The 24,002-nt window shown below is 71.4% G+C and carries 23 protein-coding genes and 3 pseudogenes; 15 read left to right on the top strand and 11 right to left on the bottom strand.

What is annotated here, in order from left to right; all coding sequences use genetic code 11:
• Positions 1 to 158: 158 nt before the first annotated feature.
• Complete coding sequence (locus ACFWSK_RS00130) at positions 159 to 1,292, bottom strand: PLP-dependent cysteine synthase family protein (RefSeq protein ID WP_383779719.1); 1,134 nt, start codon at positions 1,290 to 1,292, stop codon at positions 159 to 161.
• Between the two features lie 181 nt (positions 1,293 to 1,473).
• On the opposite strand from ACFWSK_RS00130, the gene ACFWSK_RS00125 reads away from it, so the two are divergent.
• The 5 genes from ACFWSK_RS00125 (at position 1,474) to ACFWSK_RS00105 (ending at position 4,683) form a co-directional block, all read left to right on the top strand.
• Entirely contained in the window at positions 1,474 to 1,797 is a 324-nt protein-coding gene (locus tag ACFWSK_RS00125) for a hypothetical protein (RefSeq protein WP_383779716.1), read from the top strand.
• 191 nt (positions 1,798 to 1,988) lie between these two features.
• Positions 1,989 to 2,501 carry an ATP-binding protein gene (locus ACFWSK_RS00120; RefSeq protein ID WP_383779713.1) on the top strand — a complete coding sequence of 171 codons (513 nt, stop codon included), beginning with the start codon at positions 1,989 to 1,991 and terminating at the stop codon, positions 2,499 to 2,501.
• Between the two features lie 203 nt (positions 2,502 to 2,704).
• Complete coding sequence (locus tag ACFWSK_RS00115) at positions 2,705 to 3,319, top strand: TetR/AcrR family transcriptional regulator (RefSeq protein ID WP_383779710.1); 615 nt, start codon at positions 2,705 to 2,707, stop codon at positions 3,317 to 3,319.
• On the top strand, positions 3,300 to 3,881 hold the full coding sequence (locus ACFWSK_RS00110) for a DUF4865 family protein (protein WP_383779708.1): 582 nt from the start codon (positions 3,300 to 3,302) through the stop codon (positions 3,879 to 3,881). Before ACFWSK_RS00115 ends, ACFWSK_RS00110 begins: the two co-directional genes overlap by 20 nt.
• Before the next feature lie 40 nt (positions 3,882 to 3,921).
• The gene (locus ACFWSK_RS00105; RefSeq protein ID WP_383779705.1) at positions 3,922 to 4,683 is read left to right on the top strand and encodes a phosphotriesterase; all 762 of its coding nucleotides are present in this window, start codon (positions 3,922 to 3,924) and stop codon (positions 4,681 to 4,683) included.
• Between the two features lie 47 nt (positions 4,684 to 4,730).
• On the opposite strand, the gene ACFWSK_RS00100 is transcribed toward ACFWSK_RS00105, so the two are convergent.
• The gene (locus ACFWSK_RS00100) at positions 4,731 to 5,945 is read right to left on the bottom strand and encodes an ROK family protein (RefSeq protein WP_383779702.1); all 1,215 of its coding nucleotides are present in this window, start codon (positions 5,943 to 5,945) and stop codon (positions 4,731 to 4,733) included.
• A 217-nt stretch (positions 5,946 to 6,162) separates the two neighbouring features.
• On the opposite strand from ACFWSK_RS00100, the gene ACFWSK_RS00095 reads away from it, so the two are divergent.
• A complete protein-coding gene (locus tag ACFWSK_RS00095; protein WP_383779699.1) occupies positions 6,163 to 7,287 on the top strand; it encodes an MFS transporter in 1,125 nt (374 codons plus the stop codon).
• Positions 7,288 to 7,399: 112 nt separating this feature from the next.
• Positions 7,400 to 8,155: a maleylpyruvate isomerase family mycothiol-dependent enzyme gene (locus ACFWSK_RS00090; RefSeq protein WP_383779696.1), complete on the top strand. Its 756-nt coding sequence runs from the start codon at positions 7,400 to 7,402 to the stop codon at positions 8,153 to 8,155.
• 102 nt (positions 8,156 to 8,257) lie between these two features.
• On the opposite strand, the gene ACFWSK_RS00085 is transcribed toward ACFWSK_RS00090, so the two are convergent.
• Entirely contained in the window at positions 8,258 to 8,659 is a 402-nt protein-coding gene (locus ACFWSK_RS00085; protein ID WP_383779694.1) for a MarR family winged helix-turn-helix transcriptional regulator, read from the bottom strand.
• 86 nt (positions 8,660 to 8,745) lie between these two features.
• On the opposite strand from ACFWSK_RS00085, the gene ACFWSK_RS00080 reads away from it, so the two are divergent.
• Together ACFWSK_RS00080 and ACFWSK_RS00075 are read left to right on the top strand one after the other, a co-directional pair.
• Entirely contained in the window at positions 8,746 to 10,278 is a 1,533-nt protein-coding gene (locus ACFWSK_RS00080; protein ID WP_383779692.1) for an MFS transporter, read from the top strand.
• A gap of 68 nt (positions 10,279 to 10,346) precedes the next feature.
• Entirely contained in the window at positions 10,347 to 10,658 is a 312-nt protein-coding gene (locus tag ACFWSK_RS00075; protein WP_383779689.1) for a DUF6332 family protein, read from the top strand.
• Between the two features lie 14 nt (positions 10,659 to 10,672).
• Here the strand turns inward: ACFWSK_RS00075 and ACFWSK_RS00070 are convergent.
• The 3 genes and pseudogenes from ACFWSK_RS00070 to ACFWSK_RS00060 form a co-directional block, all read right to left on the bottom strand.
• A pseudogene (locus ACFWSK_RS00070) lies at positions 10,673 to 10,882 on the bottom strand (response regulator transcription factor); the annotation flags it as partial.
• Between the two features lie 4 nt (positions 10,883 to 10,886).
• Positions 10,887 to 11,244, bottom strand: a pseudogene (locus ACFWSK_RS00065) (histidine kinase dimerization/phosphoacceptor domain-containing protein); the annotation flags it as partial.
• Positions 11,245 to 11,246: 2 nt separating this feature from the next.
• Positions 11,247 to 12,065: a TetR/AcrR family transcriptional regulator gene (locus ACFWSK_RS00060; RefSeq protein ID WP_383779686.1), complete on the bottom strand. Its 819-nt coding sequence runs from the start codon at positions 12,063 to 12,065 to the stop codon at positions 11,247 to 11,249.
• A gap of 128 nt (positions 12,066 to 12,193) precedes the next feature.
• Here ACFWSK_RS00060 and ACFWSK_RS00055 point away from each other — a divergent pair, with 128 nt between their 5' ends.
• A complete protein-coding gene (locus ACFWSK_RS00055; RefSeq protein WP_383779683.1) occupies positions 12,194 to 12,658 on the top strand; it encodes a nitroreductase family deazaflavin-dependent oxidoreductase in 465 nt (154 codons plus the stop codon).
• A gap of 150 nt (positions 12,659 to 12,808) precedes the next feature.
• On the opposite strand, the gene ACFWSK_RS00050 is transcribed toward ACFWSK_RS00055, so the two are convergent.
• The gene (locus ACFWSK_RS00050; protein WP_383779680.1) at positions 12,809 to 14,035 is read right to left on the bottom strand and encodes a geranylgeranyl reductase family protein; all 1,227 of its coding nucleotides are present in this window, start codon (positions 14,033 to 14,035) and stop codon (positions 12,809 to 12,811) included.
• Between the two features lie 195 nt (positions 14,036 to 14,230).
• On the opposite strand from ACFWSK_RS00050, the gene ACFWSK_RS00045 reads away from it, so the two are divergent.
• Together ACFWSK_RS00045 and ACFWSK_RS00040 are read left to right on the top strand one after the other, a co-directional pair.
• Complete coding sequence (locus ACFWSK_RS00045) at positions 14,231 to 15,595, top strand: dipeptidase (RefSeq protein ID WP_383779677.1); 1,365 nt, start codon at positions 14,231 to 14,233, stop codon at positions 15,593 to 15,595.
• A 122-nt stretch (positions 15,596 to 15,717) separates the two neighbouring features.
• Complete coding sequence (locus ACFWSK_RS00040; RefSeq protein WP_383779674.1) at positions 15,718 to 16,416, top strand: MBL fold metallo-hydrolase; 699 nt, start codon at positions 15,718 to 15,720, stop codon at positions 16,414 to 16,416.
• Between the two features lie 47 nt (positions 16,417 to 16,463).
• Here the strand turns inward: ACFWSK_RS00040 and ACFWSK_RS00035 are convergent, their stop codons facing one another.
• Complete coding sequence (locus tag ACFWSK_RS00035; protein ID WP_383779671.1) at positions 16,464 to 17,501, bottom strand: NUDIX domain-containing protein; 1,038 nt, start codon at positions 17,499 to 17,501, stop codon at positions 16,464 to 16,466.
• Positions 17,502 to 17,718: 217 nt separating this feature from the next.
• On the opposite strand from ACFWSK_RS00035, the gene ACFWSK_RS00030 reads away from it, so the two are divergent.
• Positions 17,719 to 17,895 carry a hypothetical protein gene (locus ACFWSK_RS00030; RefSeq protein ID WP_383779668.1) on the top strand — a complete coding sequence of 59 codons (177 nt, stop codon included), beginning with the start codon at positions 17,719 to 17,721 and terminating at the stop codon, positions 17,893 to 17,895.
• A gap of 80 nt (positions 17,896 to 17,975) precedes the next feature.
• Here ACFWSK_RS00030 and ACFWSK_RS00025 read toward each other — a convergent pair whose 3' ends face one another.
• Complete coding sequence (locus ACFWSK_RS00025; RefSeq protein ID WP_383779666.1) at positions 17,976 to 18,950, bottom strand: ROK family protein; 975 nt, start codon at positions 18,948 to 18,950, stop codon at positions 17,976 to 17,978.
• Between the two features lie 186 nt (positions 18,951 to 19,136).
• Between ACFWSK_RS00025 and ACFWSK_RS00020 the strand changes: the two genes are divergently transcribed.
• Positions 19,137 to 20,165 carry a LacI family DNA-binding transcriptional regulator gene (locus ACFWSK_RS00020; RefSeq protein ID WP_383779663.1) on the top strand — a complete coding sequence of 343 codons (1,029 nt, stop codon included), beginning with the start codon at positions 19,137 to 19,139 and terminating at the stop codon, positions 20,163 to 20,165.
• A 118-nt stretch (positions 20,166 to 20,283) separates the two neighbouring features.
• Positions 20,284 to 21,198 (top strand): annotated as a pseudogene (locus ACFWSK_RS00015) (hypothetical protein); the annotation flags it as partial.
• A 936-nt stretch (positions 21,199 to 22,134) separates the two neighbouring features.
• Here ACFWSK_RS00015 and ACFWSK_RS00010 read toward each other — a convergent pair.
• Both ACFWSK_RS00010 and ACFWSK_RS00005 read right to left on the bottom strand, forming a co-directional pair.
• A complete protein-coding gene (locus ACFWSK_RS00010; RefSeq protein ID WP_383779660.1) occupies positions 22,135 to 23,433 on the bottom strand; it encodes a DUF6986 family protein in 1,299 nt (432 codons plus the stop codon).
• Positions 23,434 to 23,594: 161 nt separating this feature from the next.
• Positions 23,595 to 24,002, bottom strand: a 408-nt coding sequence (locus ACFWSK_RS00005; RefSeq protein WP_383779657.1) for an electron transfer flavoprotein subunit alpha/FixB family protein, incomplete at its 5' end; no start/stop codon positions are given.

Here is a 24,002-nt window from a genome sequence, read left to right as displayed (position 1 = left end):
CGAGGCCGCGCACGGCACGTTGCGGCGGGCGCTGCCCGGTCCCCGAACGCGTCCCGAACGGCCCCCTGTTCCCGCGCGGGGACCGGGAGAGCGGTACGCCTGCCGGGTCGACGAGACCAACGCCCCAGGTATGACCTGACGCCCGACGCCTGCGGAGCCTAGGCAGGCCAGTGGCCGGTGGCCAGGAAGTGGTCGATGGTCCCGGTGTACGGGGCGATGTCGAGGCCCTGTCCGCTGAGCCAGCTGTCGGAGTAGTACTTGTCGAGATAGCGGTCGCCCGGGTCGCAGATCAGCGTCACGATGCTGCCGGTGCTGCCCTGTTCCACCATCTCGGCGACCAGCTTGAAGGCGCTCCACAGCCCTGTGCCCGTCGAGCCGCCCGCCTTGCGGCCGATGGCGCGTTCCAGTGCGCGTACCGCGGCGATACTGGCCGCGTCCGGCACCTTCATCATCCGGTCGATGGCGCCGGGCAGGAAGCTGGGCTCCATGCGGGGCCTGCCGATGCCCTCGATGCGCGAACCGCAGTCGCTGGTGGCCAGCGGGTTGTGGTGGGTCCAGCCGTCGAAGAAGCAGGAGTTCTCGGGGTCGGGCACACAGATCCGGGTATCGTGCTGCATGTAGTGGACGTAACGGGCGATCGTCGCCGAGGTGCCGCCCGTTCCCGCCGTCGCGACGATCCAGGCGGGCTCCGGATACCGCTCCAGCCGCAGTTGCTGGTAGATGGACTCCGCGATGTTGTTGTTGCCGCGCCAGTCCGTGGCCCGCTCCGCGTAAGTGAACTGGTCCATGTAGTGGCCGCCGGTCTCGGCGGCGAGCGCCGCGGACTCCTCGTACATCTTCCGGGAGTCGTCGACGAAGTGGCACTGCCCGCCGTGGAATTCGATCAGCCGGCACTTCTCGGGGCTGGTGGTGCGGGGCATCACCGCGATGAACGGCACCCCGATCAGCTTGGCGAAGTACGCCTCCGAAACGGCCGTCGAGCCGCTGGACGCCTCGATGACCGGCTTGCCCCGGCGAATCCAGCCGTTGCAGAGCCCGTACAGGAAGAGCGAACGGGCCAGCCGGTGCTTGAGGCTGCCGGTGGGGTGCGTCGACTCGTCCTTGAGGTAGAGGTCGATCCCCCACTGCTCGGGCAGCGGGAAGCGCAGGAGGTGGGTGTCGGCCGAGCGGTTGGCGTCGGCCTGGACCTTGCGTACGGCTTCCTTCAGCCAGGCCCGGTACTCCGGGTCGGAACGGTCGATGTCCACGGTCGCCGCAGCCCCACCGTCACGTCTGTGCCCACTGGTGTCCATCAGCGTTCCTCCTCGTGTCACCGATACTCGCCGCCTCCACGATATTCCCCCCACCTGCACAAACGTTGACTTTGATGGTCCATAGCACTGCCTTGGTGCCGAGGGGGCCGGCGTCTGGTGCCGAGGGCCCGGCAGGGGCACACTGCACAGGAGAGGACAGCCGAAAAGGGGGCGATTCACCGTGCGGGAACCGGAGTTCAGTGCGAGCGGGGTCAGGATCGAGCGGTGGGCCCGCTCGCTCACCAGGGCCGGCTGCGTGGTCGTCAAGGACGGCCGAGTGGCCCTCCTGACGAGCAACGGCCGGGAGATCGACAGCGCTCCCGTGGGGGCGGTCAGCGTGGGCAGGGGATGGTTCCCGGCGGCCGACTCGGCCATCGCACGCCTCAACGGTGTGCGCTACCGGCTGACCATGGGACAGCGCAGCCGTGGCCGGGACGGGGCCGCCCGGGCCCGCCGGCTGCTCGACGTCCTGCGCAGCGCGGGGGTTGGCGGCGGCCGGCGGTGACGGCCGGCCACCGCGAGTTGCGGAGCGCGACCACCTGCGTCACGCTGGACCCACGTCACTGATGGTGCACCGGCGGTGACACTGTGATCCAGTCTCCGCCGGAGCGCGACACACAGAACCAGAGACAGCAGCCAGCCATCTGCTATCCGTCCCTTCGTCTTCTTCCGGACCTACTTCGGGGAGTCGCAGCCGTGATCAGCGAGCCAAGCAGGCACTGCGCGGTGGAGCTCCAGGCCCTGCCGCCGCGGATCGGTCAGGTCCGCAGAATAATCTCGGCGCAACTGCGCTACTGGCATCTCGATCCTCTGATCGACCAGGCAGCGCTCGGCGTCACCGAACTGCTGACCAACGTCCACCGGCATGCCCAGCCGGACAAGACATGCACCGTCGAGATCGAGCTGCTGCTCGACCGTCTGACGGTCTCCGTCCACGACCACGACCCACGTCTGCCGACCTTGGGCGATGCCGATTCGGACGCCACTTCGGGGCGCGGACTGGCACTGATCGCCGCGGTCAGCGAGAGCTGGGGCGTGCGGCCGGCCGATGGGGCGGGGAAGGTCGTCTGGTTCACCCTCCCCGCGCCGTGCGGCTCGTCCACACTGCCGCCGCTCGCGGTGTACGGGTCGATCACCGACGGCCCGTTCGCCTTCGGGGCCCTGGGAACAACCGCGCAGCTGCCCGCCCGGTCGGCCGTCGTCGGCTGACCGGGCGGGGGGGGCGGCGCCGGAGGTGAGTCGGTGTCCCCGGAGCCGTAGACCTTCACGGCGTCGACGACCTGAGCGGCTGTGGTGCCGTCGAGGGCATGGTGCGGACGGCGGAGGCCATGCCGCACCGCCGTTGGTACGGCCGAACTGCTCGTCCCCTCGCGGTGGGTGCACCCGCTTCGACGGATTCTGTACCTACTGGTATGTACAGTAAGCGCATGAGTACTCCGGACCGTCTGATCGAGGCCACCCAGGAGCTGCTGTGGGAGCGCGGCTACGTGGGGACGAGCCCCAAGGCCATCCAGCGGCAGGCGGGCGCGGGCCAGGGCAGCATGTACCACCACTTCACGGGCAAGCCCGACCTCGCGCGCGCGGCCATCCTCCGCACGACCGCCCAACTGCGTGCGACGGCGGTGCAGTTGCTCGACGGTCCTGGGACGGCGCGGGAGCGGCTCTCGGCGTATCTGCTGCGTGAGCGCGAGGTGTTGCGGGGCTGCCCGGTGGGGCGGCTGACGATGGACCCGGACGTCGTGGCCAGGGACGACCTGCGCGCACCGGTCGACGAGACCCTCACCTGGCTCCGGGGCCGGCTCGCCGGAATCGTCCAGGAGGGCGTGGATCAGGGCGAGTTCGCGCCGGAGATCGTCCCGGAGGAGATCGCGGCAGCCATGGTCGCGACCGTCCAGGGCGGCTATGTGCTCGCGCGCGCCTCGGGCTCCCCCGCCGCGTTCGACGCGGCCGTCGCCGGCCTGCTCGCCCTGCTCACGTCTCGTCACCCCGCCGTCCGAGGAGTATCCGATGCATGCGATGCAGTATGAGATCACGCTTCCCGCCGACTACGACATGGGGATCATCCGTGCACGGGTGGCGATGAAGGGGCACCTTCTCGACGATTTCCCCGGCCTCGGCCTCAAGGCGTATCTGATGCGCGAGCGTGGCGAGAACTCGCCGGTCAACCAGTACGCCCCGTTCTACCTCTGGTCCGCCTCCGAAGGCATGAACGACTTCCTTCTCGGGCCGGGTTTCCAGGGCATCGTGAACGACTTCGGCCGGCCCGCGGTGCAGAACTGGGTGGGTCTCTCGTACGCGGAGGGGCGGGCGGCGTCCGCTCGGCCCCGGACCGCGGTGCGCCGCCGTGAGCTCCTCCCCGAGTCGGTCGACCCCGGGGTGGCGATCGGCGCCGCGGCGGAGGAATCGCTGCGGCAGGCCGCGGAGCCGGGGGCGGTGGCCACGGCGCTGGCCGTCGATCCGCGGCACTGGGAGCTGCTCCACCTCAGCCTGTGGGAGCAGGAGGCGCCGGAGGCCGCGGGCGACCGGTACGAGGTGCTGCATCTGTCCGCGCCGGAGCGCGACCGGCTGGGCCGGGGAAGGCAGTGGTGAGCACGGTCCGGACCGTGCTCGGCGAGATCCCCGCCGGGGAGTGCGGGCGGTGGTGCAGTGGACTCCGTACGGGATGGGGCGGCGGGCCACAGATCTGGCCGCGCTCGCGCGCTCGACGGGGGTCCATGTCGTGGCGGCTACCGGTCTTCATCAAGCGGCGCAGTACGCATCGGAGTTACTGAGGCGGATCGCGGGCCGCCTGGCCGGACTGTTCGTCACGGAGCTGACGGACGGCGTCGGGGCGGCCGGGGCGCGGGCGGGGCTGATCAAGGTAACGGGCGCCGTCCACGGCGTGGACGATCACGCCCGGAGCACGATGACGGCAGCGGCCGAGGCGCACCACCGGACGGGGCGCCGATCGCGGTCCATCTGGAGCTGGGGACGGGTGCGATCGACGTGCTGGAGCATCCGTGCGGGGAAATTGGAGGTAGATCCGCGGCGCGTGATCCTCTGTCACCCGGGCCGCTCGCCGGACGGGTTCGTGCAGCGCGAGGCGGCACGGGCGCGAGCGTTCCGCGCCTTCGACGGACCCTCGCGCGCCCACCACGCCACCGACCGGCGGCCGCCCGACCAGCTGGCGGCGCTCGCCGACGCCGGCTTCGGCGGGCAGGTGCTGGTCGGCGGCGACACGACCGTGCCGGGGACGCCGGGGATGCCGTATCTGCTGCGGCGGCTGCGCCCCCGGCCGGAACACGTCCTCGGCGAGGAGTGGCTGGACGCCGTACTGGTCGGCAATCCGGGGCGCGCGTTCGCGTTCGGCCCGCCCCACCCGTCCCGGGGTACGCGGCGGGCCGCTGTCTGAGCGCCGCACCCGATACGGGGGCGCGGCGCACCAGCGCATCGGCACTGTCAGGCGAGCGCCGCGAGCGGGTCGTCGAGCACCGGCTGCCAGGCCAGTTCGGCCGCGCCCACCAGGCTGTTGTATGCCAGGGTGCAAGGCAGGATCGGCACACTGCCGCTGCGCCCCCACAGGCTCCGGTCGGCGACCACCGCCCTGAGCCGCTCCGGGTCGGCGTCGAGAAGGTCTCGGTGCAGGCCGCCGAGGATGATGCGGTCCGGGTTGAGGATGTTGACCAGTCCGGCGAGGCCCAGGCCGAGCCTGTCGATCAGTTCCTCGGCGGCGTTGCGGACGGCCGCGTCCTCGTACTCCGTGCGCAGCAGATCACCGGCCTGTTTGAGCAGCGACTCCTCCGGCCCCGGCTCACGGCGGGCGGTGGTGAGGAAGGCGAGCGGGTCGGTCTCGACGTCGAGGCAGCCGCGGCCGCCGCAGTGACAGGGGCGCCCCTCGGCGTTCACCGTGAGGTGCCCGACCTCCAGCGCGAGACCGGAACTTCCGCTGTGCAGACGTCCGTCGAGGACCAGGGCGCCGCCCACCCCGCGGTGCCCCGTGGCGACACACAGCAGGTGCTGGGCGCCGCGCCCGGCGCCGTGCCGGTGTTCGGCGAGGGCGGCCAGGTTGACGTCGTTCCCCGTGAAGGCGGGGCCCGTGATGCCCGTCTCCCGGACGCAGTCGGCGAAGATCTCGCGGACGGGCGAGCCGGCGGGCCAGGCGATGTGCAGCGGGTTGAGTGCCGTGCCCTCCGGTTCGGCGACGGCGGAGGGGACGGCTAGCCCCGCGCCGACGCAGCGCAGCCCGGTGTCGCGCAGCAACTGGGCGCCGGCTGCGACGACTTCGCCGAGGACCTGGGCGGGGTCGGCCATGACGGCGACGCAGCCGGGTGCGGTGGCGACGATCCGGCCGCCGAGCCCGACCAGCGCCGCGCGGAATCCGTCGGCGTGGACCTGGGCGGCGAGAGCCACCGGGCCGGTCTCGCTGACGGCGAGCCGGTGCGAGGGGCGGCCCTGCGAGCCTGCGGCGGAGCCGGGGCTGGAGTCGACACGGATGAGCCCGAGCGCCTCCAGCTCCGCGGCCACCGCGCCCGCGGTGGCACGGGTGACGCCGAGTTCGGAGGTCAGGACGGCGCGCGTGGGCGCACGTCCGGTGTGGACCAGTTCCAGCGCGGGTCCGAGCGCGCTGCGGCCCCGCTCCAACTTTGTCCGGGTAGTGGTCGCCTTGCCGTTCATGGGGGCGAGTCTCCCATGATCCCGAGCCCCTGCCGACGCTCAGGTGCCGTGCCGTGCCTGCGATGGCCCGCGGCGGGCTGCCGTCTTGCGTCGGTCGTCCGGGCGCCTCTATGCTGAGTTTGTGCCGCAACTAAACAAACTGCGGACGGCCCTACCGGGGGAACACGGCGGAGACACCGCCCCACCTTCGACGGCCCGACTCCGTACCGCCCTGACCGTGTTCTTCGCCCTCGACGGTTTCCTCTTCGCCGGCTGGGTGGTCCGCATCCCGGCCATCAAGCACCAGACCGGCGCCACCGCATCCACCCTCGGGCTCGCCCTGCTGGGCGTCTCCGCCGGCGCCGTGATCACCATGATGCTGACGGGAAGGCTCTGCCGGCGCTACGGAAGCCATGCCGTCACCGTGGTCTGCGCCGTCCTGCTCCCCCTGAGCATCGCGCTGCCCGCTCAGACCCACTCGCCGCTCGCCCTCGGGCTGGTGCTCCTGGTGTTCGGCGCCGCGTACGGCGGCACGAACGTGGCGATGAACAGCGCCGCCGTCGATCTCGTCTCCGCCCTCCGCCGCCCCGTGATGCCGAGCTTCCACGCCGCGTTCAGCCTCGGCGGCATGATCGGCGCCGGGCTCGGCGGGCTGGTCGCGGGACGCCTCTCCGCCGCCACGCACCTGACGGCGCTCACCTGCATCGGGCTGGTGGTGACCGCGGTGGCCGCACCGGTCCTGCTGCGCCACAAGGACGCGTCGGCGGCCACCGGCTCCCGGCGGCCCACTGCCACTGCCCCGCAGCGGCTGAGCCCGCGGGCCCGCCGGATCGTGCTCCTCTTCGGCGTGATCGCCCTCTGCACCGCGTACGGCGAAGGCGCGCTGGCCGACTGGGGCGCCCTGCATCTGGAGCAGGACCTGAAGGCCGCACCCGGTCTCGCCGCCGCCGGATACTCCCTGTTCGCCCTGACCATGACCATCGGCCGGCTCAGCGGCACAGCCATGCTGGAGCGGCTCGGCCAGACTCGGACGCTCGCCCTGGGCGGTGCGACGGCCGCGGCGGGAATGCTGCTCGGAGCGCTCGCGCCGACCACGTGGCTCGCCCTTCTCGGCTTCGCCGTCACCGGTCTCGGGCTGGCCAACATCTTCCCCGTCGCGGTCGGCCGGGCGGGCGAGCTCGCCGGTCCGAGCGGGGTGGCCGCCGCATCGACGCTCGGCTACGGCGGAATGCTGCTGGGCCCGCCCGCCATCGGCTTCCTGGCCGACTGGTTCTCCCTTCCGGTCGCGCTCACCACGGTGGCGCTCCTGGCCGCGGCCGCCGCGGTGCTGGGATACGGCGCACGCAACGCCACGCACGCGTGAAGGGGTACGGCGTACGCACGGCCACGTACGCGTGAACGGATACGACGCACGCAAGGCCACGCACGCGTGAAAAGGCCCGAGCCCCGGCGCGCACGGCTGGCAGAATCGCGACATGGAGATCGCCGAGCACATCAAGTCACTGTCCGACGCGGGACTTTCACTGGCGGCAGCGGCCGAGAAGGCGGGGCCGGGCGCCGCGGTACCGACCTGCCCCGACTGGCAGGTGCGCCACCTGCTCCGCCACACCGGCATGGTGCACCGCTGGGCGACCGCGTTCGTCGTCGAGGGCCACACGACGTACCACCCCGACGGCGGTGAACCCGACCTGGACGGGCCGGAGTTGCTCGCCTGGTTCCGCGAGGGTCACGGGCTGCTGGTCGAGGCGCTCACGGCTGCGCCCGCCGACCTCGACTGCTGGTCGTTCATGCCCGCGCCGTCCCCGTTGGCGTTCTGGGCGCGACGCCAGGTCCACGAGACGACGGTGCACCGAGTGGACGCCGAATCGGCGCTCGGCGGCCCGCTCTCGCCCGTAGGAGAAGCCCTCGCGCTGGACGGGATCGACGAACTGCTCACCTGTTTCCACGCCCGGCCGAAGAGCCGGGTGCGGACCGACATACCGTGCACGCTGCGCGTACGGGCCACGGATGCGGACGCGGCGTGGACGGTACGCCTGTCGGCCGAGCCTCCGCAGGCCGTACGCGACGAGAACTCCTGCGAACCGACTCCCGCCGACTGCGAGTTGAGCGGTACGGCCGAGCAGCTGTACCTCGTGCTCTGGAACCGGCTCCCGCTGTCCGCGGTCACACTCACCGGTGACGAAGGACCGGCCAGGCTGTGGGCGGAGAACTCCGGGATCACCTGGTCCTGACGCACGACGGGCGCCTGGACCGGCGCCCGTCACCCACCGGCCGGCACGTTCACCCTCCCCCGGCCACCGGCCGGTTCGGACGTCGGCCGACGCACGCCAGGCTCAGCCCTGCGGCCCGTCGAGCATCCGGGAGAGCACCGATCGCTGGATCGGCAGGACCTCGGCATGGACGGTCCGCCCCTTGTCCGTGAGCGTGACTCGCACACCGCGGCGGTCCTCGCTGCACATGCCCCGGCAGACCAGCCCGTCCTTCTCCAGCCGCGCGATGAGGCGCGAGAGCGCGCTCTGACTGAGGTGCACCCGGGAAGCGATCTCCTGTACACGGGAGGCGGCGCCACCGTCCTCGGCAGCACCCTCCGCGAGCACATCCAGCACCTCGAAGTCACTGGCGCCGAGGCCGTGCTCATGCAGCGCGCGGTCCAGCTCGCACAGGGTCCTGGCATGCAGCGCGAGCATGTCCCGCCACTCGTCGACGAGCACCCGCTCGGACCTGTTCCCTGCCATGACCGCACGTTAGCAGAGAGAGGGCTGTTTGTTGCACAGGAATTAAATGCACTTGCATTCAATGCACGTGCATGTACTGTCTCCGCATGACCTCTCCGCTCAACGTCCCCCATTCACAAGAGCGTTGGAGCCCTCGCCTCTGGGGCACCCTGCTGGTGCTCTGCGGCGCGATGTTCCTGGATGCTCTCGACGTCTCCATGGTCGGCGTCGCCCTCCCGTCCATCGCCGACGATCTCGGTCTCGGCACGTCCAGCCTGCAGTGGATCGTTAGCGGCTACATCCTCGGCTACGGCGGGCTGCTCCTCCTCGGCGGCCGCGCGGCCGACCTGCTCGGCAGGCGCCGCGTCTTCCTGATCGCCCTCGCCGTGTTCGCCATCGCCTCGCTCCTCGGCGGACTCGTCGACTCGGGGCCGCTGCTCATCGCCAGCCGCTTCATCAAGGGCCTGAGCGCGGCGTTCACCGCGCCGGCCGGGCTCTCGATCATCACCACGACCTTCAAGGAGGGTCCGGAGCGCAACCGCGCCCTGTCCATCTACACCACCTGCGCGGCCACCGGCTTCTCCATGGGCCTCGTACTGTCCGGCCTGCTCACCCAGCTCTCCTGGCGCTGGACGATGCTGCTCCCGGCCCCCATCGCCCTGCTGGCCCTGGTGGCCGGCCTGAAGCTGATCCCGCACAGCGAACGCGACCGCGCCAACCGTGGCTACGACCTGCCGGGCGCCGTCACCGGCACGGCCTCCATGCTGCTGCTGGTCTTCACCGTCGTACAGGCCCCTGAAGTGGGCTGGACCTCCGCCCGCACGCTGCTGTCGTTCCTCGCCGTCATCGTCCTCCTCACCTCCTTCGTCCTGATCGAGCAGCGCACCGCGAATCCGCTGATCCGGCTCGGGGTGCTGCGCTCGGGCAACCAGATCAGGGCACAACTGGGTGCGGCGGCCTTCTTCGGCAGCTATGTCGGCTTCCAGTTCCTGGTCACCCAGTACATGCAGTCCCTCCTCGGCTGGTCCGCACTGCAGACCGCACTCGCCTTCCTGCCCGCGGGCGTGCTGGTCGCCCTCTCCTCGACGAAGATCGGCGCCGTGGTGGACCGGTTTGGCACCCCGCGCCTGATCGTGGCCGGTTTCGCGTTCCTCGTCGTCGGCTACGCGCTCTTCCTGCGCATCAGCCTCACCCCGTCGTACGCCGTGGTCGTCCTGCCGTCGATGCTGCTGCTCGGCGCCGCCTGCGCCGTGGCCTTCCCCTCGCTCAACATCCAGGCCACCAATGGTGTCGACGACAGCGAACAGGGCATGGTCTCCGGACTGCTCAACACCTCCTTCCAGGTGGGCGGCGCCATCTTCCTGGCCGTCGTGACGGCCGCGATCACGGCGGAGGGCGGCGGTGACGGATCGCCCCAGGCGGTGCTCGACAGCTACCGGCCGGGCCTGGTCGTGGTGACCGTCGTCGCGCTCGCCGGACTGCTCATCACCCTGACCGGGCTGCGTCGGAACCGTTCCACGCAGCGCACCGTGCTCGTCGCCTCGTCCGACGGGGACCGGACAGCGGCAGCGGCGGGCTCCGCGACCGGGACCGGTCCGGCCGCGGAGGCCGGAGCGGAGAAGGTGGCGGTCCGGGACTGACCATCCGACAGGGGGCGGTGGCCGGGACGTCGTTGCCTCCGGCCACCACCCCTGTGACACTTCGGAGCATGGGACGACGCAGCCAGGAGGACCGCGACGCGATCACCGTCGAGATCGGTTACGCACTCGTGAGCGCGGCGTTCGTGGCGGCGGCCGGATTCGGCGGCGTCATCGCCCCGGCCCTGGCCCTCGATCTGTCCGGTGCCGCCGAACGCGCCCTGACCATGGTCGGCGGCGCGGTCGCGGCGCTCGCCTTCGTCGCCCGTCTCGTCCACGTCCTGTGGCGATTCCCGCACCGCTCCGACGAACGTCCGCTGCCGTCGGAGCCGTCGGAGTCGCCGTCGCCGAAGTCGTCGCCGTCGTCGGAGTCGGCGGAGTAGCCGGAGTCGCCTCCTCAGCCAAGCCAGCCGGGCCGCACGAGCCCCGACTCGTAGGCGAGCACGACGAGTTGCGCCCGGTCACGGGCTCCGAGCTTCACCATCGTGCGGCTGACATGGGTCTTGGCGGTCAGCGGGCTGACGACAAGCCTGCGGGCGATCTCCTCGTTGGAGAGCCCGATCCCGACGAGCGCCATCACTACCCGTTCGCGCTCGGTGAGCGGTCGAGTCCCGGGGCCGGGGCCCGGGGGTACGGAGACTGGCGAGGACCTGCCGCACCCTCGCCCAGGGCCTCCTTGCTGGCGGACTTGATGGTCGTGAGGGCGAACGGGCCTGCTCCGGGTCGGAGTCGAGAGTGCGAGGCCCACCCCGGGCTGGACGTTGATGACGGAGATGCTGTGCGCGAGCACGTCGTGGACTCCCTGGCCATCCGCAGCCGCTCCTCGTCGGCCCGCCGCTTCTCCGCCGCCTCCTGCTCGGCACGGGCGGCCGCCCACTGCTCACGGCGTACGCGCAGGAGCTCGGCGGCGGCGACGATCGCGGCCACCCACGCGGTGACGACTGCTTCCTGCCCCCAGCCGGGCGGGCCGGTCAGTCGCGGCGCGGACGGGTGCGGGGTGAGGACCCCGTGCCGGGCATGCCGACCGCGCGGGCGAGATCGCCCACCGCCTGCCGGAACAGGGGCTCCCTCGCCTCGACGACCCGGTTGAACTGGCCGAATACCTCGAAGGAGATCAGCCCGAAGAGCTGCGCCCAGGCGGCGACGAGCCCCGCCACCACCGCGGGCGGCAGGTCGGGGGCGAGGTCGGCTGTCATACGGGCAGCCTCGGAGCGCAGTTCCTCCGAAAGCGGCGGAACCGCCAGGCCGTCGGTGCGGTAGGCGTCGCGGAGGAGATCGATGAGGACCAGTCCCACCCGGGAGGCGGGGCCGATGGTGTCCTGCGGGGCACTGTAGCCGGGGACGGGCGACCCGTAGATCAGGGCGTACTCGTGGGGATGGGCGATGGCCCAGTCCCGTACGGCGCAGGCGACCGCCGTCCAGCGTTCCCGGTGCCGGGCGGCGGCCGGACCGGCCGTTCCGGCTCGTGCATCCTCCGGCACCGGTCCGCCGGAGGCATCGCCTGCCTCGCCGCCGGAGACATCGTGCGCGGCCCCGCGGGCGGCATCGCGGGCGGCCTCCGCCGTCTCGCCCACGGCGTCGTAGGCGTCGACGATGAGCGCCGTGAGCAGCTCGTCGCGGCTGGGGAAGTAGCGGTAGAGCGCGGACGAGACCATGCCGAGCTCTCGCGCGACCGCGCGCAGGGACAGCTTCGACGCGCCCTCCGCCGCGAGCTGCTTCCTCGCCTCGTCCTTGATCGCGGCGGTCACTTCGATACGGGCGCGCTCCCGGGCTCCTTTGATCTTGCTCATGGCCTCCACTCTGCCACGAGATCAGATCACTGACCACTATCGAGATCAGTGCTCTTGCTTTTGCGCACCAGACTCGTACACACTGATCTCAAGCGAGAGCACCGCTCTCCAAATGCCGGAGGTTCGCCATGTCCCAGCCGCAGCCGCAGCCGTACTACCTTCAGGGAAGCGCCTTCGCCATCCGGATGAACAGCGTCATCGGCTGGCTCGCCCGGCACGGCGTCAGCCTGCTCGGCACGGCGGAGATGTCGGTGCGCGGCCGCAAGAGCGGGCAGATGCAGCGCGTGCCCGTGAACCCCCACGTCCATGAGGGTGTGCGGTACCTGGTCTCGGCCCGCGGTCACTCCCAGTGGGTGCGCAACATGCGGGCAGCGGGCGGCGGCGAGCTGCGCGTGGGCCGCAGGACCCGGACCTTCACGGCCGTGGAGATCGCGGACGACGAGCAGAAGATGCTGATCGTCCGCGCCTACCTGGAGCGCTGGGGATGGGAGGTCAACCAGTACTTCAAGGGCGTCACCGCGAAGTCGACCGACGCGGAACTCCTCGCCGCCTGCCCCGATCACCCCGTCTTCCGGATCACCGTCCAGGAGTGACTCTCCCAAGCCCTCCAGGACTGAGTCACGGAACCCGGGTGCTCCGACGGCCCCCATCCCGGGCCGCCCCCGCCCCGGGCCGCCCTCGGCCCGGACACCCGCCCGTCCTCCGGCGGGCAGCCCTCCGGCGGGCCCGCCTCCGTTCTCGCGCTAGCGGTCCATCGCGGACAGGGCTCGCTGCGCCAGCGGGTGCGTACGGACCAGCTCGGCGAGCGAGGTCGTCCCCCGGGTCACTCCGGCGAACGCCGTCCAGGCGGGCCGGAAGCCCGTCAGCACCGCGTGCAGCACCCCGGGGCGGCGCTCGAACAGCTTGAGCATGCGGCGGCCGACACTCATCTCGACGCCCAGCCCCGCCTTGATGGCGAACGCGTAGTTGAGGGCCTGGCGCCGCGCGTCCACCGCGTCGTGCGACTCCGCGATCCGGACCGCCCACTCACCCGCGAGGCGCCCGGAGCGCAGGGCGAACGAAATGCCCTCCCGAGTCCAGGGCTCCAGCAGTCCCGCCGCGTCACCGCACACCAGCACCCGGCCGCGCGAGAGCGGCGAGTCGTCGCTGCGGCAGCGGGTCAGATGGCCGGAGGAGATCGTCGGCTCGAAACCGGCGAGCCCCAGCCGGGCGATGAAGTCCTCCAGATACCGCTTGGTCCCCGCGCCGTCGCCGCGTGCCGAGATCACACCGACCGTCAGCGTGTCCCCCTTGGGGAAGACCCACCCGTAACTCCCGGGCATCGGGCCCCAGTCGATGAGTACCCGGCCCGCCCAGTCCTCCGCGACCGTCTCCGGAACCGGGATCTCCGCCTCCAGGCCGAGGTCCACCTGGTCGAGCTTCACCCCGACATGTGCTCCTATCCGGCCCGCACTGCCGTCGGCACCGACGACCGCCCGGGCGAGCACGGTCTCGCCACCGGTCAGCACGACGGCGACCGTACGGCGGTCCGGCACGGCGGACCCGTGCTGCTCGACGCGCTGCACCGCCACCCCCGTACGCAGTTCGGCGCCCGCCTTCTGCGCGTGCTCCACCAGGCCGGCGTCGAACTCGGGCCTGTTGATCAGCCCGAAGAGCATGCGCCTGGACCGGCGGGTGCGGGCGAACTTCCCGTTGAGGGAAAAGGTGACGGCGTGAATCCTGTCCCGCAGGGGCAGCTCGAAGCCCGGGGGCAGGGAGTCGCGCGAATATCCGATGATGCCGCCGCCGCACGTCTTGTACCGGGGCAGTTCCGCCTTCTCCAGCAGGAGCACCCGCCGGCCGGCGACGGCCGCCGCGTACGCCGCGGAGGCTCCGGCCGGACCCGCGCCGACTACGACCACGTCCCATACCGACTCCGGTACCGACGGCTCTTCGTGCTCACGTCCGGCGTCTGCGTTCTCGCTGCTCACGATGTGCTTCTGCTCCCGATCCGACCAGTGGCCCCAGCTGCTCACGGCATCCTACGGCGCGTCGCGGCCACACCCCCCTGTGGGAGGATCGGCCATGCTTTTGTCGTTACATTCGACGCCACACCCATGGCCTCACCCACGATGCGTACACCACCGTGCCGTACACATAACGTCGCACCCACGAGGAGCGTGCCCATGACCGCCCGTCCGATTTCCGAGACCGTCGCCTCGCTGATGCCCCGCGCCAAGGCGGAGCTGACCGAGCTGGTCGCGTTCCGGTCGGTGGCGGACCCCGCGCAGTTCCCGAAGAGTGAGTGCGAGGGTGCCGCCCGTTGGGTCGCCGACGCGCTGCTCGCCGAGGACTTCCAGGACGTCGCCCTGCTCGACACACCTGACGGCACCCAGTCGGTGTACGGATACCTGCCCGGCCCCGCCGGCGCCCCGACCGTGCTGCTCTACGCGCACTACGACGTGCAGCCGCCGCTCGACGAGTCCGCCTGGCTCTCCCCGCCGTTCGAGCTGACCGAGCGCGACGGCAGGTGGTTCGGCCGCGGTGCCGCCGACTGCAAGGGCGGCTTCATCATGCACCTGCTCGCGCTGCGCGCCCTCAAGGCGAACGGCGGTGTCCCGGTCTCCGTCAAGGTGATCGTCGAGGGCTCGGAGGAGCAGGGCACCGGCGGTCTGGAGCAGTACGCAGAGGCGCACCCGGAGCTGCTCACCGCCGACACGATCGTCATCGGTGACACCGGGAACTTCCGGGTCGGTCTGCCCACGGTCACCGCGACCCTGCGCGGTATGACGATGCTCCGCGTGAAGCTCGACACCCTCGAAGGAAACCTGCACTCGGGGCAGTTCGGCGGCGCGGCCCCCGACGCCCTGGCTGCGATGATCGAGCTGCTGGCGTCGCTGCGCGCGGCGGACGGCACGACCACGGTCGACGGTCTGACCACGGACACGGAGTGGGACGGGCTGCAGTACCCGGAGGACGAGTTCCGCAAGGACGCGAAGGTGCTCGACGGTGTCGAGCTGATCGGTTCGGGTACGGTCGCGGACCGCATCTGGGCGCGGCCCGCCGTCACCGTCATCGGGATCGACTGCCCGCCCGTCGTGGGGGCCACACCGTCGCTCCAGGCCAGCGCGCGGGCCCAGATCAGCCTGCGGGTTCCGCCGGGCCAGGACGCCGCGGAGGCGACGAAGCTGCTGACCGCGCATCTGGAGTCGCACGCCCCGTGGGGTGCGCGGATCGCCGTGGAGCAGGTCGGCCAGGGCCAGCCGTTCCGCGCCGACATCACCAGCCCCGCGTACACGTCGATGGCGGACGCCATGCGGGTGGCGTACCCGGGCGAGGAGATGCAGTCCTCCGGCATGGGCGGCTCGATCCCGCTGTGCAACACCCTCGCGAGCCTGTACCCGGACGCGGAGATCCTGCTGATCGGTCTCAGCGAGCCCGAGGCTCAGATCCACGCGGTGAACGAGAGCGTGTCGCCCGAGGAGCTGGAGCGGCTCTCGGTCGCCGAGGCGCTGTTCCTGCGGAACTACGCGGAGTCGAAGAACGTCTGAGCCGAAGGACGACCGAGTCGAGGAACGTCCCGCCGGTGCCCCGGCGCCGGCAGACTCACCGGCGAAGTCGCCACGAGCAGAATCCCGTGCGGCGGACCTACGCCGATGCGTACGTTCGCCGCATGGATCTCGTCGACGTACTCCCTCAACTGCACATGTTCCGCTTCCGGATCGGCCAGGCGTACCTCTGGCAGGACGGCGCGGACCTGACCCTGATCGACGCGGGCGACGTCGAGGCGGCGCCCGCCATCGAGGACGCGGTACGCGGGCTCGGCCTGGACCCGGCGGGGATCAGCCGGATCGTCGTCACCCACGGACACCGCGACCATTACGGCGCGGCTCAGGAACTCGCGGACCGGTACGGCGCAGACATTCTGGCCCACAGCCTCGACGCCCCCGTGATCCGGGGCGAGGAGCCGGTGCCCGATCCCGTACTCCTGGACTGGGAGCGCCCGTTGTACGAGCACGGGCTGACCGTACCGATGGCTCCGCCCACCCGGGTGGACCACGAACTGGCGGACGGCGACGAGCTGCCGTTCGGGGGCGGTGCCCGGGTCGTCCACTCCCCCGGCCACACCCCTGGCTCCATCGGAATCCATCTGCCGCGCCACGACGTGCTGTTCACCGGCGACTGCGTGGCCGGTGTGGGCCAGGTGATGCTGGGCGTCTTCAACACCGACCGCGCGCAGGCCCTGGCCTCGTTCCGACGGCTGGCCGCGCTCGCCCCGTCCACTGTCTGCTTCGGCCACGGCGACCCGCTCACCGCCGACGCGGCGGCGATCCTGCGGGCGACGGCCGACCGGGCCTCGGCCGGCGGCTGACGGAGGCCAGGAGCCGTGGGGACAGCCGCCGAGGCGGGCGGCTGTCGTCAGCCCACCGGGACCCCGGCCTCCAGATTGAGTACCGTCGAGCGCTCGCGGGCCCGCAGCGCCCACCGCAGCCGTTCGTAGCGCAGAGGCGGCAGCAGGGAGGCCGCCTCCTCCTCGGTGACGAACCGCCAGCCGCGCAACTCCTCTCCTGGCAGCACCAGTTTGTCGGCCAGCTCGCTCCGCAGCAGTCCGCCGTCGAAGAGGAAGCGCAGTCCGCCGTAGCCGGGCGGCCGGGGCGCCTCCCAGTCGACGAGCAGGAGCTTCGGCACCGTGCCGAGGCGCAGCCCGATCTCCTCGGCGACCTCCCGGACGCCGGCCTGCGCAGGTGCCTCACCCGCTTCGACGACACCGCCGGGGAACTCCCAGCCCGGTTTGTACGTCGGGTCGACGAGCAGGACCCGGTCCTGTTCGTCGAAGAGCAGGACTCCGGCGGCGACCGTCTCACCGGTGGGTTCCGGGGTCTGGACGATCTCGCACTCCCTGGCCGCCCCGGTGCGTACGGCCTCGGCTATCCGCTCGGCCGTCTCGTACGGGGTGAGGGTGCTGGTGTCGATGGTGTGGGCGTCCGCGGTGATCCAGTCGAGGGCCGCCCGGTAGGGCTCGATGTGCTCCAGAGCCCACCCCTGTACGCGTTCGCCGGGCTCCGAGCCGTCGGCACACGTGTCGCGGCCGGCGATACGTGCACGCAGGATCGTTTCCTCTGGTGAGAGCAGCACATGACGCACGGGGATGCGCCGGGCGGCGAGTCCTCCGAAGATCTCGTCGCGGTACTCCTGCCGCAGCAGTGTCATCGGTACGACGAGCACCCCGGGGAGCTCCGCGAGGAGCGCGGCCGCCGTGTCCACGACCAGGCGCCGCCAGATCGGCAGGTCCTGGAAGTCGGTCACCTCGGCGAGCTTCTTCTGCGGCAGCAGGTGGCTCAGCCCCTCCCCCGTCAGCTCGGGGTCGTACACGGTGCTGTTCGGGATCAGATCGATCAGTCCGCACGCGGCGCTCGACTTGCCCGCACCGAACGCACCGTTGATCCAGACGATCACGGTTCCCCCTCTTCCGTAGCCCCCTGTGGCTTGCCCGCAACACCCTGCCGTGGAAACCCGCTGGGGCGACGCCGTTGCGGCGACCTGGCCGGCGGCCCCCTCGGAGGGCGTCCCACTGTACGATCCGCCGCCCGGGGTCCCGGCGGGAACGGCCGTAACAAGAAGGGCCGGACGTCGTTGGAGCCTTCATCGACAAGGACCACGAGGGGGCCGCGCCATGCGTTGGACAGTGCTCGAGCAGTTTCCCGCAGGCGGGCCGCGGGGCAGCTGGCCGGCGGAGGAGTTCGCCGAGGCCCGCCGCGGGGAGGGCATGGCCGCCGAAGTGGTGATGGACCTGGAGCAGGACGCCTTCCTGGTGATCGTGCCGCAGCAGGCGACCGACCGCGGCCGCTGACCGCGCGCCGGGGAGCCGGAAACGCCCCAGGGGGTGTCCGGCCTGACGACCCGGGCACCCCCTGGAAGACCGCGCGGCCGCTATCGAAGGGCAGCGGCCGGAGAGTCCTTCGTTCCCGCCCTCTTCGCCCCGGACGCCCACGCCGCGGCGGCCGCGCCCACCAGGCCCGCGTCGGTACCCATCACCGCGGGCGCCACCGTGAGGTGCTGGACGAAGGAGAGTGTCGCGTAGTCGCGCAAGGACCGTCGCAGCGGCGCGAAGAGGACCTCGCCCGCTCCGGCCACTCCCCCGCCGATCACCGCGATGTCGATCTCGGCCAGCGTCGCGGTGGCGGCGATTCCGGCGGCCAGGGCCTGCGCGGCCCGCTCGTACGAGGCGATGGCCACCGGGTCTCCGGCACGGGCGGAAGCGGCGACGGCCGCGGCGGTGGAGTCGCCGTCCGGGCCGGGGAGCCAGCCGCCGTCGAGGGCGCGGCGCGCGATGTTCGGACCGCTGGCGATGCGCTCGACGCAGCCTCGCGCACCGCACGGGCACACGTCGCCGTCGAGGTCCACGCAGATGTGCCCGATGTGCCCGGCGTTACCCGTGGGGCCCGGGTGCAGTTTTCCGCCGAGGACCAGACCGCCGCCGACGCCCGTGGAGACGACCAGGCAGAGCGCGTTGTCGTATCCCCGGGCGGCGCCGAGCCAGTGCTCGGCCGCCGTCATCGCGACTCCGTCGCCGACCAGCACGACGGGAAGTCCGCCGGTCGCCACGACCACCCGGTCGACCAGGGGGAAGCCACGCCAGCCCGGGACATTGACCGGACTGACCGTGCCGGCCGACGCGTCCACGGGGCCCGCACTGCCGATCCCGACGGCACCGGCCCGCTCCCACAGCGAGGACGCCCTCAGCTCGGACAGGACGTCTCCGACCGCCCCCATCACCGCCTCTGCGCCGTCACGGGCGGGCGTTGGCCGCTGTGCCCGTACGAGGAGGGAGCCGTTGCCGTCCACCAACGCGCCGGCGATCTTGGTGCCGCCGATGTCGAGCGCGGCGACGAGGTCGGTATGCATCGGTGTGGGATCTCCGGATGGTGAGGGGGGCGGGACCTGCGGGTTCAGCCAATAGTCTGCACAGTCTCCATTCAGCTGACAACGTTGTCCAGGGCCTATGCTCGACGCCACAGCCTCCGGCCCGCTCCCTGGCACCGCCCGCGCGGGCCGCCGGACCACCCGTACCCGACGACAGGACAGCGCACCGTGGCCGAGACCGCCCGTCATTCCGAGAACCGCTACGGCAACCGGCCGACCATGAAAGACGTGGCAGCCCGCGCCGGAGTGGGCCTCAAGACGGTCTCCCGGGTGGTGAACAGCGAGGCCGGCGTCACGCCCGACACCGAACGCCGCGTCCAGGAGGCGATCGACGCCCTCGGCTTTCGCCGCAACGACAGCGCGCGCGTCCTTCGCAAGGGCCGTACCGCCTCCATCGGGCTCGTTCTGGAGGATCTGGCCGACCCGTTCTACGGACCGCTGAGCCGCGCCGTCGAAGAGGTCGCCCGCGCCCACGGCGCGCTCCTGATCAACGGTTCCAGCGCCGAGGACCCCGACCGCGAGCAGGAGCTGGTCCTCGCGCTCTGCGCCCGCCGGGTGGACGGTCTGATCGTGATCCCGGCGGGTGACGACCACCGTTATCTGGAGCCGGAGATAAAGGCGGGCATCGCCACCGTCTTCGTGGACCGCCCGGCCGGCCGCATCGACGCCGACATAGTCCTCTCCGACAGCTTCGGCGGTGCGCGCGAAGGGGTCGCCCATCTGATCGCGCACGGCCACCGCAGGATCGGCTTCATCGGTGACCAGCCGCGCATCCACACCGCGACCGAGCGGCTGCGCGGCTACCACGCGGCCATGGCCGACGCCGGGATCACCGTACGGGACAGCTGGGTCTCGCTCGGTTCGACCGACCCCGCGCGGGTCCGGGCGGCGGCCGAGACGATGCTCGCCGGCCCCGAACCGGTCACCGCCCTCTTCGCGGGCAACAACCGGGTGACGGTGACGGCGGTGCGCGTCCTCGCCGACCGTGAACGCCCCGTCGCCCTCGTCGGCTTCGACGACATCGAGCTGGCCGACCTGCTCGGCATCACCGTCATCTCCCAGGACGCCGCCGCCGTGGGCCGCACGGCGGCCGAGCACCTCTTCCGCCGCCTCGACGGCGCCGACCACGCCCCGGCCCGCGTCGAACTCCCGACGACACTCGTGCCCCGCGGCTCCGGCGAACTCCCGCCCGCCTGACGGCCGTCAGCAGGGCCCGCACGGCCGAGGCCCTCTAGGAGAGAGCGCCGCCGGTTCACTACGATGTGGATCGCACCGCGCCCTTACGCCGAACCGTCCGGGGAAGGCCAGAAGCAAGGTGAACGATCGCACACTTGAGGCCCTCGGCCTCGATGAAGCACCCCGCGAACACCCGCTCATCTATCCGGGGGCCTGGCCCGTCGAATCCGGACTGCTGCATCGCAATCGATTACTGCGACTGCATCCCAAGCAGAACCGCAGACTGGCCCAGTGGCTGGTGGAGATCCCGCCGGGCGGGTTCGGCAGCGCCGTGGACCCGGGCGAGTCAGTGCCCCTCGACTACGCGCTGATGAGGGCCAACGAGACCTTGGCCGGAGACCGGTTCCCGGTCCTGTCCGTGGGCTCGAACGCCTGCCCCGCTCAACTCCAGCACAAGATGAACGGCCTGGGCATCTCGTCGACCATCCCCATGGTGAAGGTCCGTGCCACCGGGATCGACATCGGAGTGTCCGCGTACGTGAGTCCGCTCGGCTACGTTTCGTCCTCCCCCTTCCTCGCCCCTGGCGCCACGCGGGACCTGTTCGTCACCTGGCTCGACGCCGCACAGCTGGAAGTCGTCGACGCCAGCGAGGGCGTCTTCACCCCAGGAGGCGAGTACGACCGGGTGATGCTGCCCGGAGCCGACTTCCCGATGGAGATGCCGTCCGGCGAGCTCCTGGGCGGTGTGTACGTGTACGTGCACAGGTACGGCGTGCTCCACGACGGTACGGGCACACCGCGCCATCACAACGGCGAACGACAACTGCTCACCGAACTCCTCTCCGAGTCGCGGCGGTTGCGCGAGTGGTTCGGGGACACTCCCGAAGAATTCAGTTCACGGGCACGCGGTGACGATCAGCTCTGCGAGAAGGGCACCCGTCTGTTCCGGGACGAGGAACGCATCACGCGGTCCGGGCTCGAGGACTATGTGCCGCCTGCCCCCGCGTACACCGTGTACGACGACATCCGGCCGTCCAACACGCCGGCGCCGGGCACCCATCGGGTGGCCCGCACGCCCGACACGTACGACCAGCGCGGCTCCGGCGTCGTACGCATGTCCTCGGGCCTCGCTGCGGATCTCGGCCATCCGCGTCATGTGATCGTGCAGAACGCACAGGTGCCGCAGGCCCGGCACGAGCGGCTGGGAGCGCTCGCCAATGTGGCGATCGGCCCGGAGATCGATGCCGCCGACCGGATCACGGTCCAGGTGGACCGGTCGCTGCGGATTTGTGTGGGGGTGGAACCCGGTGAGGCGATTCGCGTGCGGACCGCCACACTGCCGCGGACCCGTCACCATTGGCAGGATGTGCTGTTCGGCCCCCTCAACTACGTGACCTGCCGCATCCAGGACGGCGATCGGGCCAGCGCCGAGCACGAAGTCTGCCTCCTGGACGCCCTGACGCTCGAACTGATCGGCGTGAGCAGCGGTGACGACATCGTCCTGGAGGGCTTCCCGGACGAGAACGGCGTCGTACCGGTTCTTGAACTGAAGGCCATACGGACGAGCGAGGAAGTACAGGAACGCCGCGAGGAACTGCACGGTGGAGACATGACCAGCCGGTACCCGAGCTCGCTCGACGCTCTCGGCACCTACCCGGACCTGCCGTGGGCGTTTCTCGATCGCCGGCTGTGGTCGGGCCTGGGCGTGGAGGGGCAGTGGCTGGCCACGGTGCGCATTCGCTGCAGCCGCACCTACCAGCTCAAGAAGGAACTCCGGGAGATGGTGTTCCTGCTCGGGCTCGCCTTCATCGGCGTGGTCAGCGTCCTGGACAGCAACACCTGGCGGATCGCCAGTCTGGCCGTCCTGGTGCTGCTGACCGGAACCCTCGTCAGCATGCGGCTGCGCAGCAGGCTCACCCAGCGCGCGAGGCGGATCGGTGGCCCGGTACGGCGGCAGTGAGCGTTCCCTGCCGCCGTGGGGCGTCCCGCGCTACGGCGCCGTGACCGTCAGTCCGCCGCGGCGGGGGGAGGCGAACGCGTCGAGGTCGGCGCGGGTGAGGCCGGTGAGGCGGGCGACCTCTGCGGTGTCCAGTGCTCCGCAGTCGATGCCGCGCAGCAGGTATCCGCTGAGGGCCTTCGCCGTGGCGGGTTCGTCCATGACGTCCCCGCCGGCCTTGGCCACGTAGGCGGCGAGGCGGGCGGCCGCCTGTTCCAGACCCTCGCGGTAGAAGGCGTAGACGGCCGCGTAACGGGTCGGCAGGTGGCCGGGGTGCATGTCCCAGCCCTGGTAGTAGGCACGGGCCAGGGCGCGGCGGGTGAGGCCGTAGTGGAGGCGCCATGCCTCGTGGACCTGGTGGGTGGGGCCGACGGGCAGCACGTTGGTGGAGCCGTCGGAGACGCGTACGCCGGTTCCCGCCGCGGCGACCTGCATGACGGCCTTGGCGTGGTCGGCGGCCGGGTGGTCGCTGGCCTGGTAGGCCGCGCTGACTCCGACGCAGGCGCTGTAGTCGAACGTGCCGTAGTGAAGGCCCGTCGCGCGGCCCTGCGCGGCGTCGATCATGCGGGCGACGGCGGCGGTTCCGTCGGCGGCGAGGATCGACTGGCTGGTCTCGATCTGGATCTCGAAGCCGAGCCGCCCCGCCGGGAGTCCGTGCGCGGTCTCGAAGGCTTCGAGCAGCTGGACGAACGCCGTGACCTGTTCGGGGTACGTCACCTTCGGCAGGGTCAGGACCAGTCCGTCGGGCAGACCTCCGGCCTGCATCAGCCCGGTGAGGAAGACATCGGTCGTGCGGATGCCCCGGTCGCGCACGGCGGCTTCCATGCACTTCATGCGGATGCCCATGTACGGGGCGGCGGTCCCGTCCCGGTACGCCTCGGAGATCAGCCGGGCGGCGCGGGCCGCGGCCTCGTCCTCCTCCGCGTCGGAGCGGGGGCCGTAACCGTCCTCGAAGTCGATGCGCAGGTCCTCGATGGGCTCCCGCTCCAGCTTGGCGCGTACGCGGTCGTGGACCGGACCCGCCAGTTCGGCCGGGATGCCGAGCACCTCGGCCAGGGCCGCGGCGTCGGGGGCGTGCTCGTCGAGGGCCTTCAACGCCTGGTCGCCCCAGGAGCGGATGGTTTCCGGAGTGAAGGCGTCACCGGGGACGTAGACCGTGTGGACGGGCTGGCGAGTGCCGGGGTCTCCCGGGTAGCGGCGGGCGAGTTCCGCGTCCACCGGCGTCAGAGAGGCACTGATGCTCTCGCTGACCTCACCGGCGAGGCTCGTTGCCACCTTCTCCTGCTGACCCATTCCCACACCCTCCAAACGCCACTGTTTCCGCTTCCCGGAATCAGTAATCCACATATCGAAGTTAGTAGGCGGCCGTGACCTGCGTCAATGGTTGCCCGAAAGCGGCCGGGGCCGCGCGGTGAGATCACCACGCGGCCCCGGCCGTTCGGAACTTGTCCTGCTCAGCCCTTGCGGGTCTGTACTTCTTCGGTGAGTTGGGGGACGACGGTGAAGAGGTCTCCGACGATGCCGTAGTCGACGAGGTCGAAGATGGGGGCTTCGGCGTCCTTGTTGATCGCGACGATGGTCTTGGAGGTCTGCATGCCGGCGCGGTGCTGGATGGCGCCGGAGATGCCGGAGGCGATGTAGAGCTGGGGGGAGACGGACTTGCCGGTCTGGCCGACCTGGTTGGTGTGGGGGTACCAGCCGGCGTCGACGGCGGCGCGGGAGGCGCCGACGGCCGCGCCGAGGGAGTCGGCGAGTGCCTCGATGAGGTGGAAGTTCTCCGCGCCGTTGACGCCGCGTCCACCCGAGACGACGATCGCGGCCTCGGTGAGCTCGGGGCGCCCGGTGGACTCCCGCGGGGTCCG

The organism is Streptomyces sp. NPDC058620 (genome assembly GCF_042717135.1).
GTDB lineage: Bacteria > Actinomycetota > Actinomycetes > Streptomycetales > Streptomycetaceae > Streptomyces.
The sequence above is the reverse complement of the archived record's forward strand: the minus strand, read 5'-3'. Positions and strand labels throughout refer to the sequence as shown.

What these genes read in the sequence shown, in the direction of transcription:
- ACFWSK_RS00130 (WP_383779719.1), bottom strand. Translation starts at nt 1,292, where the DNA reads ATGGACACCAGTGGGCACAGACGTGACGGTGGGGCTGCGGCGACCGTG.
- ACFWSK_RS00115 (WP_383779710.1), top strand. Translation starts at nt 2,705, where the DNA reads ATGTACAGTAAGCGCATGAGTACTCCGGACCGTCTGATCGAGGCCACC.
- ACFWSK_RS00110 (WP_383779708.1), top strand. Translation starts at nt 3,300, where the DNA reads ATGCATGCGATGCAGTATGAGATCACGCTTCCCGCCGACTACGACATG.
- ACFWSK_RS00100 (WP_383779702.1), bottom strand. Translation starts at nt 5,945, where the DNA reads ATGAACGGCAAGGCGACCACTACCCGGACAAAGTTGGAGCGGGGCCGC.
- ACFWSK_RS00090 (WP_383779696.1), top strand. Translation starts at nt 7,400, where the DNA reads ATGGAGATCGCCGAGCACATCAAGTCACTGTCCGACGCGGGACTTTCA.
- ACFWSK_RS00085 (WP_383779694.1), bottom strand. Translation starts at nt 8,659, where the DNA reads ATGGCAGGGAACAGGTCCGAGCGGGTGCTCGTCGACGAGTGGCGGGAC.
- ACFWSK_RS00080 (WP_383779692.1), top strand. Translation starts at nt 8,746, where the DNA reads ATGACCTCTCCGCTCAACGTCCCCCATTCACAAGAGCGTTGGAGCCCT.
- ACFWSK_RS00075 (WP_383779689.1), top strand. Translation starts at nt 10,347, where the DNA reads ATGGGACGACGCAGCCAGGAGGACCGCGACGCGATCACCGTCGAGATC.
- ACFWSK_RS00060 (WP_383779686.1), bottom strand. Translation starts at nt 12,065, where the DNA reads ATGAGCAAGATCAAAGGAGCCCGGGAGCGCGCCCGTATCGAAGTGACC.
- ACFWSK_RS00055 (WP_383779683.1), top strand. Translation starts at nt 12,194, where the DNA reads ATGTCCCAGCCGCAGCCGCAGCCGTACTACCTTCAGGGAAGCGCCTTC.
- ACFWSK_RS00045 (WP_383779677.1), top strand. Translation starts at nt 14,231, where the DNA reads ATGACCGCCCGTCCGATTTCCGAGACCGTCGCCTCGCTGATGCCCCGC.
- ACFWSK_RS00040 (WP_383779674.1), top strand. Translation starts at nt 15,718, where the DNA reads ATGGATCTCGTCGACGTACTCCCTCAACTGCACATGTTCCGCTTCCGG.
- ACFWSK_RS00030 (WP_383779668.1), top strand. Translation starts at nt 17,719, where the DNA reads ATGCGTTGGACAGTGCTCGAGCAGTTTCCCGCAGGCGGGCCGCGGGGC.
- ACFWSK_RS00025 (WP_383779666.1), bottom strand. Translation starts at nt 18,950, where the DNA reads ATGCATACCGACCTCGTCGCCGCGCTCGACATCGGCGGCACCAAGATC.
- ACFWSK_RS00010 (WP_383779660.1), bottom strand. Translation starts at nt 23,433, where the DNA reads ATGGGTCAGCAGGAGAAGGTGGCAACGAGCCTCGCCGGTGAGGTCAGC.